Source organism: Pseudohalioglobus sediminis (genome assembly GCF_008370495.1).
Taxonomy (GTDB): Bacteria; Pseudomonadota; Gammaproteobacteria; order Pseudomonadales; family Halieaceae; genus Halioglobus.
Genome location: NZ_VTUX01000001.1, coordinates 379,045 through 397,988, shown reverse-complemented (window position 1 = coordinate 397,988; position 18,944 = coordinate 379,045). Strand labels below are relative to the sequence as shown.

Here is an 18,944-nt window from a genome sequence, read left to right as displayed (position 1 = left end):
GATAAAAGGTAAAACATCGTGAAAAAAGACAGTGTGATCAGCCGGTTCTTCAGAATGATAGAGGTCTTCGTTTTCTATCATCCGAAATCGTTCCTTGCCGTAATTCTGCTGGCGACGCTGTTCTTTGCCAGCCGCATTCCCTACCTGGAAATGTATTCCAACTTCGCCGACCTGCTACCGCAGGAGCACCCGTATATCCAGTTGCACAATGATGTGAAGGACACCTTCGGCGGCGCCAACAATGTGGTGATGGCGATCTCGGTAGAAGAGGGTGATATCTTCAATGCTGATACGCTCTCAAGAATTCATCGGCTCACTCTCGGCGTCGATTCCCTGCCCGGTGTTAACCACAACCTGGTGCGCAGCCTGACCCACCGCACTGTGCGCAAAACCTGGCTGACGGAAATGGGCAACATGAATTCCGAGGCCTACTACGATCCGCTGTATCCGGACATGTCCCGCGAGCAGCTTGATCAGCTGCGCCTGGATGTCATGGCAAATCCCACGGTGTATGGATTGCTAGTCTCGCCTGACCTGAAATCAGCCCTGATCCGCGGCACCTTCAACGAAGGCCAGCTCGACTATGTAGAGATATTTCGTCAGCTGGGTGAGCTGAAGCAGGAGGTGGAAGAACTTCGCGCCAGTGAGTCCGCACCGGGCGTGCATATCTACGCGACCGGCCAGCCGGTGCTGATGGGCTGGGTCTACAGCTATCTCGGCCAGATCATGCAGATCTTCTTTTTGACCATGGCGATTCTCCTGGCGCTGCTGGTGGCGTATTTCCGTTCGCGGGTCTACGGCATACTGCTGCCGCTGGTGGGGGTGATGATTTCGGCGACGTGGGGTCTGGGAATCGTCTCGTTGCTCGGCTACAACCTGGACCCGCTGACACTGGTCATTCCATTCCTGATCACCGCGCGGGCGATGTCTCACGGCATCCAGCTGGTAGAACGCTATTACCAGGAGGCGCACGAGGCGGTGGACAATCACGACGCTGCACGCCGCACCTTCGAAACCCTGTTCCGGCCAGGCACGCTGGGTATCGTATCTGATGCCGTGGGCCTGCTGCTCATCTCCCTGGGCTCGTCGCCTATTAACGTCAAGCTGGGTATATACGCATCGATCTGGGCGGGAACGGTCGTGATCACCGTGCTGATCGCGGTGCCACTGGTGTTGTCCCTGCTGCCCCTGAGTAAAGTCAGCGGAGACGCCGCCGACAATGCCCAGGCGGGTGTGTTCGCGGCACTGGCCCGCTTTGTCACCAGCAAGAACGGATCACTGGCCGTCTTGTCGCTGGCGCTGGTGGTTTACATCGGTGGTGGCTTCCTCAGCTCGAAGGTGCAGATAGGTGAGTCGGAGCCGGGCTCGCCCATTCTCTATCCCGACCATGACTACAACATCTCCTCGAAGAACATCAACGATAATTTCCCCGGTTCCGAGGAAATGTACATCGTGGCCCATACCAGCGAGCCCGGTGGTATGAAGCGTCCCGAGGTTTTGCGCGCCCTGCAGGACCTGCAGATTCATATGTTGAAGGACCCGGAAATGGGCGGCACCAAGGGCATGCCTGACCTGGTGAAACAGGTCAACCGGATACTTCATAACGACGACCCGCGCTGGTCCGTCATTCCTGATGAAGCGTCTTATGTGGGCGGTCTGATGTTTGCGTTCATGGCCTCCAGCCCGATTCCCGGGGCGCTCAAGGAATTTGTCGATACCGACGACCAGACCGCCAATCTGGTGTTCTTCTACAAGGATCACAAAGGCGAAACACTGCGCCGTGCCATCCATATGGCGAAGCAATGGATCGATGATCCGGCTAACCAGGTCGAGGGCCTGGAGGTGCGCCTAGCGGGTGGCCCGATCGGCGTTACCGCAGCAATCAACGAGGCTGCTTTCGCCAGCAACATGGTCATTATCCCGGCCGCAATGGCACTGATTTTCCTTTTTGTCACGCTGTTTTACTGGTCATTGCATGCGGGCTGGCTGATGTTCCTGGTGATGACATTCTGCACGGTCGCAACCTATGCCTACATGGGTGTTGTCGGAATCGGCATTGACGTCAATACCGTGCCGATTATCGCCGTCGGTATCGGTGTTGGTATCGACTACTCAATTTACATGATGGACCGGGTTCGGGAAGAAACCGCGCGGGCGGATGGCGATCTGGGCAAGGGTATCCGGCACGCCATTGCCACCACTGGTAAAGCGATTGCCTTTACGGCTACGGCTTTGATCGGTGGTGTTGTCATGTGGGCTTTTGTCTCGGATCTGCGCTTCCAGGCTGACGCAGCGCTGCTGTTGGTGGTCATGTTGATACTCAATGCCTGGGCCGCTGCCAACCTGGTGCCGGCCTGGATAGTGCGCTTCAGGCCTGCATTTATTGTGGATGCCGAGTTGCTGGACGATGAAATTCATGCCGAGCCGGTAGCGGCTTGATGATGTTTTACCTGGTTGACGGCCACGGCCGACATTTCAAGAACACCTCAAGAGGGGATTCCGATGCGAAAGATAAATAAGATGCTAAGTGCGCTGGGAAGTACCGCAATCCTGGCCGGGCTGGGTTTGGTAAATGCCCAGGCCCAGGATGAAGAGTGGGACATGGCAGGCTTTGTCGAAAATGCCACGTTTTATCGGGACGGCGCTGGTATTTCCAAATCCCGCAACACCGGGCAGTTTGAGTTCAGTAAAGACTTCGGCAAGAAGTTCGGCATGAACAATTTCCGCGTCAGCGGCACGCTGCGTGCCACCTACGACGCCGTCTACGATATCAACGACGATGAGTACGGGAAGAATGCCGGTGGCCCCCGCTCCTTCGAAAACGCTGGCAGTACCACTGCACAGGCCATCTATGGCGGTAACGGTAACTCACCCTGGGGACAGTCGATACTGGGTAATGGCGGGCCTCCTGGCGCTGTGCCGCCGGGATTCCTGTTCGATGTCAGCCGCAATCCCAACCAGGGGCTGAAAGTCCTTGGCGAAGATATGCACAATCCGAATGCGGGGGTGACCATCGGTGTGCCCGTACGGCCCTGTGATAAGGACAGTCGGGGCTGTGGCCTCGATGACTACATGGACTTTGATACCAATGACCTCCGCTTCCCGGAGTTCAATGATCAACTGGACTTTATCCGTGAGCTTTACTTCGAAGGTAGTGTCCCGACCGGGGATATGTCTGAGTTGTTCTTTCGCGTTGGCAAGCAGCAGGTAGTCTGGGGACGGACTGACCTGTTCCGTGTGTTGGATATTATCAATCCTGTAGATTACTCACGGCACAATATTTACGACGAACTGGAAGACATCCGCATCCCCCAGTGGATGGCCACCGCAGAGTATCGCTGGGGTGCGACTGAAATTTTTGATGACCTGAATCTGCAGCTGGTCTGGAACTTTGACGAGTTCCGGCCAAATGCGCTGGGTCAGGGTGGCACGCCTTACTCCATACTTGACGCCGGCTCTTTCTTCCGCGCCATGAACAACTGCTGGGAAAACGGTTGTACCGTTTCCAACTTTGTCCCCGCTGGCGCCATCGGCCTTGACGATCCTGGCCTGATAGCGGCGGACTTCGCGCCGGGGGTTATTGGTATCCGCCAGGTGAACCTGCCTGATGGCCATGACCAGGGCGGTATCAAACTGGAAGGCGTCTACAACAGCGTGGGCTTCTCACTCAATTACTACCATTACTATCAACAATTGCCGGTACTGCGCGGTGATATTGTATCCATGAACGCTTTCACCGGAGAAATGGCAGACTGGGATCATCTTATTGCTTTCGATATCGATTTTCCGGAAGTGGATTTGTTCGGCGGATCGCTGGATTTCTACGTCGATAGCCTGAAGACCGTTTTCCGCGTCGAGACGACCTATACCCAGGGTGAGGAATTCGCGAATACGATTGAACCCGACCTGTATTCCGAATCCGATGTTTTCCGCTGGGTACTGGGCATCGACCGTAACACCTTCATCCCGATCCTGAACAAAAACCGCGCCTTCCTGATCTCGGGCCAGGTGTTTGGTCAGCACTTACTTGACCATGAGTTGGAGCGTGCCCCCCTAGGCGATATCGGCATGCCAGATTGGGAAGACAACTACACCATGACACTGCTGGTTAAGGGCTGGTATAAGTCAGACACCATCAGCCCTCAGGTCATCATGGCCTACGATTACGAAGCCGGGGCCGGCACCTTCGCGCCCTCGGTAGACTGGTTGATCAATGACAACTGGCGTCTGATCGTCGGCTTCAATATCAAGTTTGGCGACGGCATGGGCGATCAGGAATTCGACGATTGCCGGACCTGTAATCCCTTCCCGCCCTTTACCGCAACCCCGGCGCATGCTGACCCCAACCAGTCCGGTTCGGTTGGTCTAAGTGGTATTCAGCCGCTGGGTCGTTTCCGTTCGGGGCCACTGGGTAGTGCCAGCGAAGAAGACGAGTTTCAGGTCACCCTGCGTTACCGGTTCTAATCAGATAACAAACTGGAGAGTTCAAATGTTTAAGAGAGCAGCTACCACGATAGCCATGGCCGCGGCCATAGGCGTAAGCCACTCCTATGCCGATGTTGTGGATGAATCCTTTTATCCCTATCGCGAAGGCGCACCGTCCTATGAGGGACTCAGCGTCGGCATGACGATTAATGCAAGCAACGCGGACCAGTTCAAGGAGATACTGGATCCCGCGACCTACGAGCAGTTGAAGAATGGCTGGTGGGAAATGAAGGTGGGGGAGACGACCTCTTTCGATCTGCATCCCAACTATGTCGAGGCGACACGCAAGAATCTGGGACAGGTTTCACTTGGAGACGAACTGGGCCAGATTAACGGTTTTGTGGCCGGGCGCCCGTTCCCGGAAGAGCCGAGCGCCGACGACCCGCGCGCCGGAGAGAAGCTGGCATGGAACTACAAGTATGGTTACAACTGGGGGGATAGCGCCGCGATCTATCCCTTTTACTGGCGCTACAGGGATCTGGAGTCGGGCAAGATTGAGCGCACGTTGAAGTTCAACTTCCACTTCCTCAACTACAAGCACCGGGTGCAGCATGAACCCGTACCAGAGTTCGCGGACAACCCCTCTGACCTGTTCCGGGCCATTTATGTGCAGGTGCTCGAACCGTTCGATGTGAAAAACACGCAGTTGCTGATCCATCGTTCTTCGGATGACCAGACTGCAGACAATACCTGGCTGTACCTCGGTTTTCAGCGTCGAGTGCGTCGCCTCTCATCAGGCCAGATCACTGATGCCTTCCTGGGAGCGGACATCATGATTGAAGACTTCGAGGGTTATAACGGCCGCATCTCAGACATGAACTGGAGCTACCAGGGCACGCGCAACATCATGCTGCCGTTCTTCAACCACAACGAACTGGAACTGGCCACTGACCTTGAAGAGAAAGATGGCTATCAGTTTGTCGACTTTGGCGGCAAGGGAGGCTGCTTCCCGAACATTACCTGGCAGTTGCGGAAGGTCTATGTGCTGGAGTCTGACCCGATCGATGAGAACCACCCGATCAGCAAACGTACGCACTACGTCGACGCGCAAACGTTCACCTTGCCCCGTACGTTGATCTATGACCGCAAAGGTGACCTGTGGAAATCCTGGCTCATCGGTCAGGCGCACCCTGACCACCATCTGGAAAAGAACAAGGGCACCGGCGTTTCCATCGACGATGCTTTTTCCATGCTGGACATCCAGGCAGGTCACTGCACAACTGGCCAGTTCAAGGGACAGGTCGATCCCAAACTGAACGAGGTCAAGCTGTTTACCGTGCAGAATATGCGTGCCAAAGGGCGCTAGTCTTTCCTCCGTGGTGTTGGCCAACTCCCGGTTCAGTGTGGCCCGTGGAGTTGGCTCTTTTTCTTGAGGTTTCGACATGACAGACGCCGTTGACGTGACATTGTATTTCAACTTTCGCAGTCCTTACTGCTATATCGCTTCGAAAACCTTGTTCGCGATTTATGACGACTTCCACACCAACCTGGTGTGGCGGCCACTCGGGGGTTGGTCCGGGCGTTCCTCTCCGGAACGGGCCAAAGTGAAAGTTCCGCTAACTCGGCAGGATGTGCGCCGCATTACTGCCAGAATGGGTATTCCGATGACGCCCCCTCCCATTGACACAGACCCAACAAAGGCCGGGGCCGCATCGTTGCTGGCAGAGGAATGTGGCTTGCTGCGGGAGTGGATTGTGGAGGTGATGCGCGCTGAATGGGCGGAAGGACTGGACATCGGGGACGAGCAGGTTCTGCTGGACGTAGGCAAGGAGATCGGCTTGGATAAAGAAGCGCTGCAGCATGCGTTTACCCACGACACCTACCTGGAGCAACTGGAGTCTAACTGGACCGAGGCACAGTCTCTGGGCCTGATTGGCGTACCGAGTTTTCGAGTGGGCGACGAGTTATTCTGGGGGTCGGATCGCATCGACTATGTGCTGGATCACCTTAACAGCCTGCGCTTAAGAAAGGTATAGCGCCATGCTTGAACTCTACACGCACCCCATGTCTCCCTGTGCGCAAAAGGTTCGTATTGTACTGGCGGAGAAAGGCCTGGATTGGGTAGCCCATCACGTCAATCTGCAGGAGAAGGAAAACCTCGCGCCGGATTACCTGAAGCTCAATCCACTGGGTGTGGTGCCTACCCTGGTGCATGATGGCAGGCCTGTTATTGAGTCCAGCATCATCTGCGAATATCTCGATGACACCTGGCCTGAGTTCGCGCTGAGGCCTGGGGATACGTATTTGAGGTCGAAAGTCCGCTTCTGGATGAAGCATGTTGATGTCAAGCTGCATCCCGCCTGCGGCACATTGCAGTGGCCAATGGTGATGCGCCCCAAGCTCATGGAAAAGCCGCAACGGGAACGCGACGCAATCCTTGAGCGCATTCCGGAAAAGCCGCGCCGCGAGCGCCAGCAACGCCTGGTCAAACTGGGCCTGGATGCGCCAGATGTCGCCGACGCGGTGCAGACCTATCGCCGCACAATACTGGATATGGAGCAAGCGCTTGAAACCAGCCAGTGGGTTGTGGGAGAGAGCTTCAGTCTTGCCGATGTCTGCCTGGCGCCATATTTCCAGACCCTGACCCAGTTTAATTGGACGGCGCTGTATGATCAGGACTGCCCGCGCGTTGCTGACTGGGTAGGGCGCTGCCAACAGAGGTCGTCCTATCAGCAAGCGGTTGCAGAGGATTTCCCTGCAGCATTGACGGCGCGGCTGCAGCAAGAGGGCACCACGGTGTGGAACAAAATTGCCGTGCATCTCAACGAACGATGATCACGCTTTACCAACGCACTGATTGCCCTTTCTGCTGGAAGGTGCGTCTGGCGCTGGCGGAACTGGGGCTTGGCTACAACAGCGTCGACACCCGGCTTGGGGAGAAACACGCGGAGGTGCTGCGTCTCAGCCCTACCGGTACAGTACCGGTACTGGTGGAGGGCGACGTGGTGATCTGGGAGTCAGGCGTTATGCTCGACTACCTGGATGCTCGATATGCTCGCGCACGTTTCATTCCCGTGGCCGCCGTCGAGCAGGCGGCTGCGCGCAATCTACATGCCTACTCCGACAAGGTGGTGGGGCCAGCGCTGCGAGAACTGGTGTTTGAGAAGCGCGCCAGGCCGGAGGCTGACTGGGATTGGCGGCGCATACGCGACAGCGAATCGAGGTGGCGCGATTGCCTGGCATGGCTGGAGTCGGAAGCAGGAACGTTATCGGCCGGAGCCCCGGGTATCGCAGACTTTGCATTGGGCGCGCGATGTGGTGTGGCTGAGGCTTACGGGGCGGGTGTCGATGGCGATTTCCCGCGGCTTCGTGACTGGTTCAAGGCATTGCAGGATCGCCCAGCCTGGGATGCTGCGTACCCGACTTATTTCACAGCGCCGTAGGCATTGCACCAGCTGACGTCAAAATGCCCGCGCGTGCACGCCACCCGGTGCTGCCTCGCTTGTTGAAGCGCATCCTGGCCCGATTTTCGATGTTGCAAGCCGGGCGCTGATTTCCTCAACGCGAAAATAGTGTCTTTTCAAGCGATAACACGGTGTTGCGTATATGCGCTTCGTGTCGGTGCAGGAGTTGCGGTATGTCCTTTGCCAGTGCCGCTTCCAGTATGGCCTCGTGCTCGGCATGAATGTCACGACCGGCGCGCTCCACCCGTGCCAGCATGCGATAGCGCCGGTGCTGGTCATAAAGCAGTTCGCATACACGTTTCAGCCATTGGGATTCGCACTGGCTTGACAGGGCGACATGGAAGGCATTGTTGCGGGTTTCCCAAAGCTCCAGATCCGGCTGCGATTGCTTTTCTACTTTTTGCAGTTGGTGGAACGCCACCACCACACGTGCTTCCCACTCATCGTTGGCATGCTCCACGCTTTCTCGAAGGGCCAGGCCCTCGTTGACGATTCGCAGTTCCGTGAGTTCACGCAACTCCCGCTCGGAAACATCTGCCACGCGAAAACCGCGTTGCCCGGTCATGACCACGAAGCCCTCCGCGCTGAGACGCTGCAGTGCTTCGCGCACCGGGGTGGCGCCGACGGAGTAGCTGGAGCAGAGTTGCTCTATGCCCAGTTTTGCGTTCGGCGACCAGGTGCCCTCGATGATGTCCCGTCGCAGGCAGGCGTGAACTCGGTCACTGAGTGTCTTGTGCGGGTTGTCGCTGGGCGTGCTGGCGCTGTCTGGAGGGGGCATATGCGTCGTCTCGGTTTCTAAAGCGGTAATCAGCTATTGCCTTACGGCAGAAAATATATATTATAGGCAATTCAGCACAAAATATATATTTTTAAATTCTCGGCGGTTCGCTGGAGTGCGTAACAATGATTGAAGAAAAAATTCAACAGCATGGGGAAGCGTTGTACCAGGCCCTGCGGGCGCAGGTATGCGTCCGACCGCTCACCGAGCAGGAGCCTGGAATCACGATCGAGGACGCCTATCACATCAGCCAGAGTATGCTGCAGCACCGCCTCGACAATGAAGGCGAGAAGGTCGTGGGAAAGAAAATTGGCGTGACCAGCAAGCCGGTTCAAGAGATGCTCGGCGTTTTCCAGCCTGATTTCGGTTTCCTTACTGACGCCATGGCCTACCCCGACGCCGCGGAGATTCCCATTGCCGGCAACCTGATTGCGCCACGCGCCGAGGGCGAAATCGCCTTCCGCCTGAAGAAAGACCTGGTCGGCCCGGGCGTTACTGAAGCGGATGTGCTCGACGCCACCGAAACCATCATCCCGTGTTTCGAGATCGTTGATTCTCGTATAGAAGACTGGAAAATCAAGATCCAGGATACCGTGGCAGACAACGCCTCCTGCGGTGTTTATGTGCTGAGTGAGAAAGAAGTGGACCCGCGCGATTACGATCTGCCCAACCTGAAGATGACCATCTGGAAAAATGGTGAATTCCACTCCGAGGGTCTGGGCAGCGCCGTACAGGGCAACCCGCTCACCGCCGTGGCCTGGCTGGCCAATACCCTGGGCGAATTCGGTATTCCTTTCAAGGCCGGGGAATTGATCCTGTCCGGTTCGCTGGCCCCGTTGATACCGGTGGTGGCGGGGGATGAGATGCGCCTGGAAATCGAGGGCATCGGCGGCTGCAGTTGTAAGTTTGTATAGGCGAGCGGGGCTGCGTTCGCACCGATCAGGCAGTGTCCTGTAGGAGCGGCTACAGCCGCGATTCAGTCTGGGAAGCTGCCGAAGAAAATCGCGGCTGTAGCCGCTCCTACAGCAGGTTCAACGATTCAGAATTAGAGAGCAAAATATGAGCAACAAAATCAAAGCGGCCATTATCGGCCCCGGCAATATCGGCACCGACCTGCTGATGAAGGCCCAGCGCAGCGATGTCATCGAGCCCGTGTGGATGGTGGGTGTGGACCCGGAATCCCCCGGCCTGGCCCGCGCAGCGGAGATGGGCCTGAAAACTACTGCCGAGGGCGTCGACGGCATGCTGCCGACGATGCGGGAAGATGGCGTGCAGATCTGCTTCGACGCCACCTCTGCCTACGTGCACGCCGAGAACAGCCGCAAGGTAAACGAGCAGGGCGCGGTGATGATCGACCTCACCCCGGCGGCGATCGGCCCCTTCTGTGTGCCGCCGGTCAATCTCGCTGATGCGGTGGCCGCAAAAGCCATGAACGTGAACATGGTGACCTGCGGCGGGCAGGCGACGATCCCGCTGGTGGCAGCGGTCAGCCGGGTACAGGATGTCACCTACGGTGAGATTGTCGCCACGGTGAGCTCCAAGTCAGCCGGCCCCGGAACCCGCAAGAATATCGATGAGTTCACCCGCACCACGGCGAAAGGTATCGAGGTTTGCGGCGGGGCCCACACCGGCAAGGCGATCATTATCATCAACCCGGCGGAGCCACCGCTGATCATGCGCGATACGGTGCACTGCCTGACCCACGATGACCCGGACCAGGAAGCCATCACCCAGTCGGTGCATGACATGATTGCTGAAGTGCAGAAGTATGTGCCGGGGTATACCCTGAAGAACGGCCCGGTGTTCGATGGCAAGCGGGTATCGATTTACATGGAGGTGGAAGGCCTTGGTGACTTCCTGCCTAAATATGCCGGTAACCTGGACATCATGACGGCCGCCGGTTTGCGCACGGCGGAGATGTACGCGGAAGAGATACTTGCGGGTAAGTTTAGCCCAGCTGCGGCTTGAACTGAGGGCCGTGGTGCCGGGATTGGTATGGCAGACCGTGCGAGGCATGGATGCCGAGCCCGAGCCTATATGGATGTATTCACGGCGTGTCCTGACATACCAATCCCGGCACCACGGACCGTGCTCGGGTTGAGAACAGATGAGGTTGAGTAACGTGGAATTGAAAGGCAAAAAAATCACCGTACACGACATGTGCCTGCGTGACGGTATGCACCCCAAGCAACACCAGATCACCGTGAATGAGATGGTTACAGTGGCGCGGGCCATGGACGAGGCGGGCGTGCCGCTGATCGAAGTCACCCACGGCGACGGCCTCGGTGGTGCCTCGGTGAACTACGGTTTCCCGGCGGCCTCGGACGAGGACTACCTGACCGCGGTGTGCAAGGAAATGAAGCAGGCGAAAATCTCCGCCCTGCTGTTGCCGGGTATCGGTACCGTCGATCACCTGAAGATGGCGGTGGACTGCGGTATATCCACCATCCGTGTGGCCACCCACTGCACCGAGGCGGATGTCTCCGAGCAGCACCTGACCATGGCCGCCAGCATTGACCACCTGGACACGGTGGGCTTTCTGATGATGGCGCACATGATTGAGCCGGAAGAACTGCTGGTGCAGCTCAAGATGATGGAAGATTTCGGTGCCAATTGTGTTTACATCACCGATTCCGCCGGCTACATGCTGCCCGACGACGTCACCGCGCGGGTGGCGCTGGCGCGGGCCGAACTGAAACCGGAAACCGAGATCGGTTTTCACGGCCATCACAATCTCGGCATGGGCGTGGCCAATTCTATCGCCGCCGTGGCGGCCGGGGCCAACCGCATCGATGGTTCGATGGCTGGTCTCGGCGCGGGAGCAGGTAACACCCCGCTGGAAGTGTTTATTGCGGTGTGTGATCGCATGGGTATCGAAACCGGCGTGGACACCTTCAAGGCAATGGACATCGCCGAGGACCTGATCGTACCGATGATGGATCACATGGTGCGCATCGACCGGGACGCACTGACCCTCGGCTATGCCGGCGTGTACTCGTCCTTCCTGCTATTCGCCAAGCGCAGTGCGGAAAAGTACAACCTGTCCAGTCGCGATATCCTGGTGGAACTGGGGCGCCGTCGCACCGTCGGTGGCCAGGAAGACATGATCGAAGACCTGGCGCTGGACATGGCGAAAGAGCGCGGTACGATCTAGGGCCTGATAACAGACCCTGGGCCGCATCACCGGCGCTCTGAGTGCTGCGGGCCATTGTACGGAGCGATCGATATGCTCACGCCAAGCTACAGCGCATCCCTACCATGGCTGAGCCCGCGAATGCCGGCGGCCTTGCGCTGGGCCTTCGCGGCGACGCTGCTGGTGATCGCGCCCATCGTCAGCGCCGCCACCTACGACGTCGATTACCGCGCGCAGATCGTTCCAGACGAGGGCATCGCCAGAGTGGAAATCGCCCTGCGTGGTGAGAAGTTGCCCAGCAAGGTGGTGCTGCGCGTGGATGCGGACAGGCATCTTGCGTTCTCCGGTGATAGCGGCCTCGATGTCGCTGACGACAAGGTCACCTGGAAACCCTCACCCCCGGTGGCGACATTGCGCTACCAGTTCGTGATCAAAAACCAGAAAGCCTCGGGTCGCTACGACTCGTACATCAACGCGGACTGGTCGATATTGCGCAGCGACAAGATGATTCCTCCCATGGCCGTGACTGCCGCTAAAGGGCTGCAATCCCGGGCTTCGCTAAGCTTCGACCTGCCAGAGGACTGGTCTGTGGCCGCCCCTTACGAGGAAGACGGCGACAAACGCTACCGCCTGGTCGATCCGGGGCGCGGCCTGATACGTCCCAAGGGCTGGTTGATACTGGGCCGGATCACCTCGCGGCAGGATGACATCGAGGGTGTCGACATCCGGGTCGCGGCGCCCCGGGGCGAGGATATCCGCCTCCAGGATACGCTGGCCTTTCTCAACTGGGTGCTGCCCGAGGTGACTGCGATCTTCCCCGGCTTCCCACAGCGCCTGCTGGTGGTCTCTGCGCGGGAGCCGATGTGGCTGGGTGGCCTGTCTGGCACACGCTCCCTGTTCATGCACGGCAGCCGGCCCCTGGTCAGCGGTAACCGGACCAGCAGCCTGATCCACGAACTGGTGCACGTGGCGTCGGGTATTCGCGGGGACCACGAGAGCGACTGGATCGTGGAGGGCCTGGCGGAGTACTACGCTGTCAACCTGCTGTATCGGTCCGGCGGTATGAGTACGGCGCGGTACCAGCAAACACTGGCAGAACTGGAAGACTGGGGCAGGGAGGCGGACTCGCTGCTGGTGAAGCGCTCATCGGGTGCGGTGACCGCGCGCGCTGTCGCTGTGCTGCTCGGGCTCGATCAGGATATTCGCCAGGCCTCGAACGGTCGCGCCAGCCTTGATGACGTGGCGCGGGAGCTTGCCGCCACACGAGGTGTTGTCAGTCTCGAGCGCCTGAACACGCTGGCCAGCCAGGTCGCCGGCGCGGACATTACCGCGCTGCAGCGCGAAGCGCTGTCACGGCCGCAATAAACCGGCACCGTGGCGCGCGGGCTTCAGCTCAACTCGGGCTCAGGCCGCCGTTTACCGGCAGTTCCTGGCCCGTTACCCAGCTCGCCTCTTCACTGGCCAGGTAAGCGATGGCGCTGCCAGCGTCGTCGCCACTGCCGGTCCTGGGCACCGGTATGCCGCGGGCAACGAATTCGACAATCTCCTCCGGCAGGTTATCCATTGGGCCCAGGGCAATGGCGTTGGCGGTGATGCCGCTGGCTGCCACCTCTTGTGACAGGTTACGCACGAAGTGCACGGCGGCGGCCTTGCAGGCGCCGTAAAGGGTCACGCCGGCATTGGTGCCCACGCGGCCCGCATCCGAACTGACCACGATGATACGACCCCAGCCGCGTTCGCGCATGCCCGTCAGAACAGCGTGACTGCAGTTGAGCGTGCCATAGAGATTGACGTTAACCATGGGGCGCCACTGTTGTGGAGAGGTTTCCGCAAAGGGCTGTAGCGCCATACCCTCGCGCCCCGGGATGCCGGCGTTGTTGACCAGGATATCGATGCGCCCGGCCGCCTCGACGGCCGCTGAGACGGCGTCGTAATCCGTGGTGTCGAAGGGCAGGGCGCTGGCCTGTAGCCCCTCCGCGGAAAGTTGCGCGCAGGCCGCCAGCGCGCGCTCCTCGAACAGGTCGTTGATCAGCAGCGCGGCTCCCTGCCTGCCCAGCACCCTTGCTATACCGAGGCCCACGCCGCGGCCGGCGCCGGTTACCAGGGCGGTTTTTCCAGTGAGATCAAACATGTCGTGCTTCCTGTTGCTGCGGTTGGCCAGTAGACTTGCAGCGCATTACGCTATCACACCCACACGAGCGCTGCCTGCCGATGCCCACCGAATATTTCCTGGTGCCAGTCGCCTTTCTCACCTCGGCCCTGGCCGGGGCGATGGGTATGGGTGGTGGTGTGCTGTTGATCAGCGTGATGCCGGGCCTGGTGCCTGTTCACGCGATCTTCCCCATCCATGCCTGCACGCAGTTGGCCAGTAATGCCTCCCGCGCCGGGTTCGGCTGGCGCCATATAGATTGGCGAATGCTGCCACCGCTGGTGTTCGGCGCACTGCTGGGCGCCGTGCTGGGTGGCGGCGTTTACGCCAGCCTGAACCTGCACTGGCTGCCCGCTATTGTGGGTGTGTTGATTCTGCTGCTGACCTGGTTGCCACTGCCGCAACTGCCCGGGCGCGGGCAGCTCAGCCTGGCGGCGCTGGGCTGTTACCAGACTGGCCTGGGTATGGTGGCGGGCGCCACCGGGCCACTGGGTGCCGCAGTGATGTTGAGGCGCAACCAGCAGCGCGACTGGTTGGTGGTAAATACCGCTGTTTACATGACTATCAGTCATGTCATGCGGGTCAGCGCCTTTGTGGCGATAGGGTTCAGCTTTGCCCCGTGGTGGCCACTGGTGCTGGCGATGGTGGCTGCGGTGACAGCCGGGTCCTGGCTGGGTACGCGCGTGCGTGGTGTTTTTCCGCAGGCTGACTTCCAGCGCTGGTTCAAGCTGCTGATCACACTGCTGGCGCTGCGGATGATCGCGCTGCCGTTTTACGGGGGCTGACGATGTCTGCTCCCGCTCTCAGTACCGGTGACGCGCGTCGCGGTTTGCTACTCGGCGTGGTGTCCTATCTCATCTGGGGCTTTGCTGCGCTCTACTGGGTTCATGCAGAACCGGTCCCGGCGCAGGATATCCTGGCGCATCGGGCATTGTGGTCCGTGCCATTCGTGCTGCTTTGCCTGCTGTTGCTGGGGCGCTTGCGCGGTGCGCTGGCAATTCTGCGCCAGCCGCGAACCCTCGGCATAATGTTCCTCTCAGCCACGCTTATCGGTGCCAACTGGCTGATTTTTCTCTGGGCGATCACTCACCAGCAGGCCTCCGCTGCCGCGCTGGGTTACTTTCTTTTACCGCTGGTTAACGTGGCGATCGGCCTGACCCTGTTTGGTGAATCCATCGGGCTGGCGCAGAAAACGGGTGTTGCCTTCGCCGTGGCCGCGTTGCTGTTACAGGTGCTGTATTTCGGCGGCCTGCCGCTGATCGCACTGGGATTGTCTCTCAGCTTCGGGCTGTACGGTGCCATCCGCAAGAAGGTCGCCGTCGATTCTTTGGAAGGACTGTTTGTCGAGACCATGCTAATGGCGCCTTTCGCACTGGCCTGGGTGCTGTATCGGGATGGCGCCGGTCTCGGGCAATATGGCCTTGGAGTGGACCTGGTGTTGCTGGGCGCGGGCGCATTCACCGCGATTCCGTTGATGGCCTATGTGGCTGCCAGCCGCCTGTTGCCGCTGACTGCCCTGGGACTGGTGTTTTACATTGGACCCACTGCGCAGCTGCTGGTGGCCGTGCTGGCTTTCAACGAACCCTTCAGCGGCGTCCAGGCAGCCGCCTTCGCCCTGGTATGGGTGGGACTGGTTGTGGTCACGGTTGATAATTTTCGTCGCTCACGTAACCTGCGGCGGCTACAGGCGGCCAGTGAATGGCCCTGCCGGCGATACCTCCGCCCGGTCGATCAAGCGATGGAGAACGCGTTGTGAAAAAAGTGATTGTGCCCTTCATGTTGTCGTTGTCGGTCGCAGCCTGCGCCGGCCAGGTGCCCGCAGAGACGGCACAGGCTAGCCAGGATTTCCACCCCGACCAGCGCCCGCTGGCCCGGACCCTGGTATACGAGTGTGGCGATATGGAATTCATTGCCCGTCTCGGCCCGGGAGAAATGGCGATCTGGCTGGAGGATCGTTACCTGGTGTTGCCCCAGGTGCGCGCCGGCTCGGGTAGCAAATACCAGGAAGCGGATGTGGTGTTCTGGTCAAAAGGCGACGAGGCCCTGCTGGAAGTGGCGGGGCGTACCTATCGCGATTGTCGGCTCAATCCGGCCAGGGCGCCCTGGGAAGATGCCCGCCGCCGGGGTGTTGATTTTCGCGCCGTGGGCAACGAACCGGGCTGGCACCTGGAAATTCGTGAGGATGACAGCGTGTTATTCGTGGGCGACTACGGCGCCAGCAAGCTGCGCTTCACTGATATCAGCCGCGAAACCGGGCGCGAACAGGTTTTCTATACAGCCAGTCATGGCGCAGACACCCTGCGGGCTACAGTGGTCGAAAGCGAGTGCAATGACAGTATGAGCGGGGAGAGCTTCCCCTTCGCGGTGATGGTTCAAATAAACGACCGCAGCTACCAGGGCTGCGGCCGCAGCCTCGATCACCCCTGGGAATAAGCGCTTTCGGTAATACTACCAAGGTCGCACATCACCTCTGGCGTATCTCTTGATTGACATCAATGTCTCCGGGGGGGCGCAACCCTACCATAGCCCCAGCTGATACAGGGGTAGAAACACTCCTGCATCGATGTCCATAGATAGGAGTGAATCATGAAGAAAGTTCTTACCCTCGCAGTCGCAGCTGCACTGGCCGGCGGTACCGCAATGACACAGGCCTACGAGGCCGGCGACTGGATCCTGCGCCTTGGCGCCACGACCGTTGCACCTGATGCCGACAGCGATGTCGTTGGAGACCTGGGGGTTACCGTGGACGTCGATGACAATACCCAGTTGGGTATCATCGGTACCTACATGGCGACCGAGCAGTTCGGCATCGAACTGCTGGCTGCAACACCTTTCAGCCATGATATCGACGTCAACGAAATTGACGCCAAGGCCGGTGACACCAAGCACCTGCCCCCGACCCTGTCCATCCAGTGGTATCCCCGTGGTGGCAACAGCGGCTGGCAGCCCTATGTTGGCGTGGGCGTGAACTACACCTATTTCTTTGACGAAAGCGTCGCCAGTGACCTGGAAGGCATCGTGGGTAAAGCAGACCTGGACCTTGATGACTCGTTCGGCCTGTCCGCCTCTGCCGGCGTTGACATTCCTTTCGGCGAGCACTGGGCGTTCAACGTGGGTGTCTGGTACATCGATATCGACACTACTGCCGAGGTAACCCTGCGTGATGCGGGCAATGCCAAGGTCAAGTTCGATGTGGATATTGACCCCTGGGTTTACAACATCGGTATTGCCTACAAGTTCTGATCGAATCCCCATTTGACCGGCTCACCTACGGTCTAATGGCGACTGGCCCGGCTCTCTGAGTCGGGCCTTTTTTATGCCCACGGATGGGCGGTATGTCCCCGGGAGCCATGGAGGCGGAGGGGACGCATGTGCAGGACGCACGGTACGTCCGCGAGAGGCAGGAGAGCCTGCCCCGCTGTATCGGGCACGCCGAAGCGGACGCGGTTGGGAATATGACCAATCCTGCACTGAAGTCTCCGGGAGCCACGGAGAGCCTACCCCGCCTTATCGGGTAGGGCGGTAGCGGCGCATGCACAGGCTGCACGCTGCCACCGTATGAAGCAGGAGAGTCTGCCGCCTGATCGCCAATTGGTCGCCGCGCCATTGCAATAAGTAATATGAGACTGCAACCCTGTCCTGCTATATTTGTCGCTACACCGAGAACAATAAGAAGGCATCCAGCCAGTGACAAACTCAGCAATTTCCCGGGACGCAAGATCCTACCGGCTCACCAACATCGACATGTTGCGCGGCCTGGTGATCGTCATTATGGCGCTCGACCATGTGCGTGACCTTTTTATTGTCAACGTGGTCCAGGACCCGATGACGCAGCCAGATGTCTCGCCCGCTTTGTACCTGACCCGCTGGGTGACACACTTCTGCGCGCCAGTGTTCGTCTTCCTGGCAGGGACATCGGCCGGCCTGATGGCGGCGAGAAAAAGCCGGCACGAGCTGGCAGCCTTCCTGTTTAAGCGCGGAATCTGGCTGGTGTTCGTGGAGGTGGCGATTATTTCGACTGCCTACACTTTTGCTCCCTTCGACGGCGTGCCCGAGCTGGGAGGGCAGACGCTGCTGGTGATGCAGGTGATATGGGCCATCGGTGCCTCCATGATTGTGCTGGCGGGCGCCCAGTACCTGGGTGCCAGGGCCTGCGCGCTGGTCGGCGCTGTCATTTTCCTCGGCCACAATGCGCTCGACCCGATCTGGCCGGTTGGAGATCTGCTGGCCGGTAACGACCCGCTCTGGTACGGCCTGAAGTCCCAGTCCTCGACCGCATTCGGCCCCTTCCTGCTGGCATTTGGTTATCCGCTGGTGCCCTGGATTGGCGTGATGCTGCTGGGTTATGGCACGGCCGGTATTTTCCAGCGTGAACCCGTTGCCCGCGATCGCTTTCTTGTCACGGCCGGGCTGGTAATGATCGTCGCGTTCCTGCTCCTTCGCGCCAGTGGAGTGTACGGCGATCCCAATCCCTGGCAGGTGCAGGAAACGGGGGGGCTGGCCACGGCACTCGACTTTATGAATGTCACCAAGTACCCGCCCAGTCTCCTGTTCCTGTTGATCACACTGGGGCCGATGGCGCTGCTGTGTGCCTACGCGGATCGCATGGGCGGTTGGCTCAAGGATACGCTGGTGATGTTTGGCCGTGTGCCGTTTGCATTTTATATCGCCCACTGGTACCTGATTCGCCTGGGCAATATGGCGCTCGCTCATTACCAGGGCTTTGAGCAGGAGCAGATGATGACGTTCTTCTTTTTCTTCCCGCAGGGCTACGGTGTATCGCTGCCCTGGGTTTACGCTATATGGCTGCTGGTGCTGGCGATCCTGTATCCATTCTGCAAGTGGTTCGCGGGCATCAAGGCCCGGCGCAAGGACTGGTGGTTGAGTTACCTCTAGGTCTCAACCCCGGTTCACCTGCAGCATGACGTGGAGAGGGGGCCGGCCCTGGCTACCCGCTTGCCCCTGGCTCGGTCGGCGCGTCGCGCAAATCAGTGT

General features: G+C 59.2%; 17 protein-coding genes. 15 read left to right on the top strand and 2 right to left on the bottom strand.

The genetic code is table 11. The annotated features are described in order from the left end of the window. Positions 1-18: 18 nt before the first annotated feature. The 6 genes from F0M18_RS01730 (at position 19) to F0M18_RS01705 (ending at position 7,868) form a co-directional block, all read left to right on the top strand. Positions 19-2,439 carry an efflux RND transporter permease subunit gene (locus tag F0M18_RS01730; protein WP_262500796.1) on the top strand — a complete coding sequence of 807 codons (2,421 nt, stop codon included), beginning with the start codon at positions 19-21 and terminating at the stop codon, positions 2,437-2,439. Between the two features lie 63 nt (positions 2,440-2,502). Next, the gene (locus tag F0M18_RS01725) at positions 2,503-4,464 is read left to right on the top strand and encodes a DUF1302 family protein (RefSeq protein ID WP_149609650.1); all 1,962 of its coding nucleotides are present in this window, start codon (positions 2,503-2,505) and stop codon (positions 4,462-4,464) included. A gap of 25 nt (positions 4,465-4,489) precedes the next feature. Beyond that, the gene (locus F0M18_RS01720) at positions 4,490-5,791 is read left to right on the top strand and encodes a DUF1329 domain-containing protein (RefSeq protein WP_149609649.1); all 1,302 of its coding nucleotides are present in this window, start codon (positions 4,490-4,492) and stop codon (positions 5,789-5,791) included. 76 nt (positions 5,792-5,867) lie between these two features. After that, the gene (locus F0M18_RS01715) at positions 5,868-6,461 is read left to right on the top strand and encodes a 2-hydroxychromene-2-carboxylate isomerase (protein WP_149609648.1); all 594 of its coding nucleotides are present in this window, start codon (positions 5,868-5,870) and stop codon (positions 6,459-6,461) included. A gap of 4 nt (positions 6,462-6,465) precedes the next feature. Then, on the top strand, positions 6,466-7,260 hold the full coding sequence (locus F0M18_RS01710) for a glutathione S-transferase family protein (protein WP_149609647.1): 795 nt from the start codon (positions 6,466-6,468) through the stop codon (positions 7,258-7,260). After that, positions 7,257-7,868 carry a glutathione S-transferase family protein gene (locus F0M18_RS01705; protein WP_149609646.1) on the top strand — a complete coding sequence of 204 codons (612 nt, stop codon included), beginning with the start codon at positions 7,257-7,259 and terminating at the stop codon, positions 7,866-7,868. Before F0M18_RS01710 ends, F0M18_RS01705 begins: the two co-directional genes overlap by 4 nt. Positions 7,869-7,983: 115 nt before the next feature. Here the strand turns inward: F0M18_RS01705 and F0M18_RS01700 are convergent, their stop codons facing one another. Beyond that, positions 7,984-8,667, bottom strand: a complete 684-nt coding sequence (locus F0M18_RS01700; protein WP_149609645.1) for a GntR family transcriptional regulator — start codon at positions 8,665-8,667, stop codon at positions 7,984-7,986. 125 nt (positions 8,668-8,792) lie between these two features. Between F0M18_RS01700 and F0M18_RS01695 the strand changes: the two genes are divergently transcribed. The 4 genes from F0M18_RS01695 (at position 8,793) to F0M18_RS01680 (ending at position 13,165) form a co-directional block, all read left to right on the top strand. Beyond that, positions 8,793-9,581: a fumarylacetoacetate hydrolase family protein gene (locus F0M18_RS01695; RefSeq protein ID WP_149609644.1), complete on the top strand. Its 789-nt coding sequence runs from the start codon at positions 8,793-8,795 to the stop codon at positions 9,579-9,581. Between the two features lie 145 nt (positions 9,582-9,726). After that, on the top strand, positions 9,727-10,635 hold the full coding sequence (locus F0M18_RS01690) for an acetaldehyde dehydrogenase (acetylating) (RefSeq protein WP_149609643.1): 909 nt from the start codon (positions 9,727-9,729) through the stop codon (positions 10,633-10,635). A 139-nt stretch (positions 10,636-10,774) separates the two neighbouring features. After that, complete coding sequence (gene dmpG / locus F0M18_RS01685) at positions 10,775-11,821, top strand: 4-hydroxy-2-oxovalerate aldolase (RefSeq protein ID WP_394349376.1); 1,047 nt, start codon at positions 10,775-10,777, stop codon at positions 11,819-11,821. A gap of 72 nt (positions 11,822-11,893) precedes the next feature. Continuing rightward, a complete protein-coding gene (locus F0M18_RS01680) occupies positions 11,894-13,165 on the top strand; it encodes a hypothetical protein (protein ID WP_149609642.1) in 1,272 nt (423 codons plus the stop codon). A 28-nt stretch (positions 13,166-13,193) separates the two neighbouring features. Here the strand turns inward: F0M18_RS01680 and F0M18_RS01675 are convergent, their stop codons facing one another. Further along, on the bottom strand, positions 13,194-13,931 hold the full coding sequence (locus F0M18_RS01675) for an SDR family NAD(P)-dependent oxidoreductase (protein ID WP_149609641.1): 738 nt from the start codon (positions 13,929-13,931) through the stop codon (positions 13,194-13,196). Positions 13,932-14,011: 80 nt separating this feature from the next. Between F0M18_RS01675 and F0M18_RS01670 the strand changes: the two genes are divergently transcribed. The 5 genes from F0M18_RS01670 to F0M18_RS01650 all read left to right on the top strand — a co-directional run bounded on the left by F0M18_RS01670 (position 14,012) and on the right by F0M18_RS01650 (position 18,845). Continuing rightward, positions 14,012-14,734 (top strand): sulfite exporter TauE/SafE family protein, encoded by a 723-nt coding sequence (locus tag F0M18_RS01670; protein ID WP_149609640.1) that lies wholly within the window; start codon positions 14,012-14,014, stop codon positions 14,732-14,734. Between the two features lie 2 nt (positions 14,735-14,736). Further along, on the top strand, positions 14,737-15,705 hold the full coding sequence (gene rarD / locus F0M18_RS01665; RefSeq protein WP_149609639.1) for an EamA family transporter RarD: 969 nt from the start codon (positions 14,737-14,739) through the stop codon (positions 15,703-15,705). Next, positions 15,702-16,382 (top strand): MliC family protein, encoded by a 681-nt coding sequence (locus tag F0M18_RS01660; protein ID WP_188109548.1) that lies wholly within the window; start codon positions 15,702-15,704, stop codon positions 16,380-16,382. The genes rarD and F0M18_RS01660 overlap by 4 nt, the downstream gene beginning before the upstream one ends. A gap of 153 nt (positions 16,383-16,535) precedes the next feature. After that, positions 16,536-17,192: an OmpW/AlkL family protein gene (locus F0M18_RS01655; protein WP_149609637.1), complete on the top strand. Its 657-nt coding sequence runs from the start codon at positions 16,536-16,538 to the stop codon at positions 17,190-17,192. A gap of 444 nt (positions 17,193-17,636) precedes the next feature. Beyond that, positions 17,637-18,845 (top strand): DUF1624 domain-containing protein, encoded by a 1,209-nt coding sequence (locus F0M18_RS01650; RefSeq protein ID WP_149609636.1) that lies wholly within the window; start codon positions 17,637-17,639, stop codon positions 18,843-18,845. Positions 18,846-18,944: the final 99 nt, after the last annotated feature.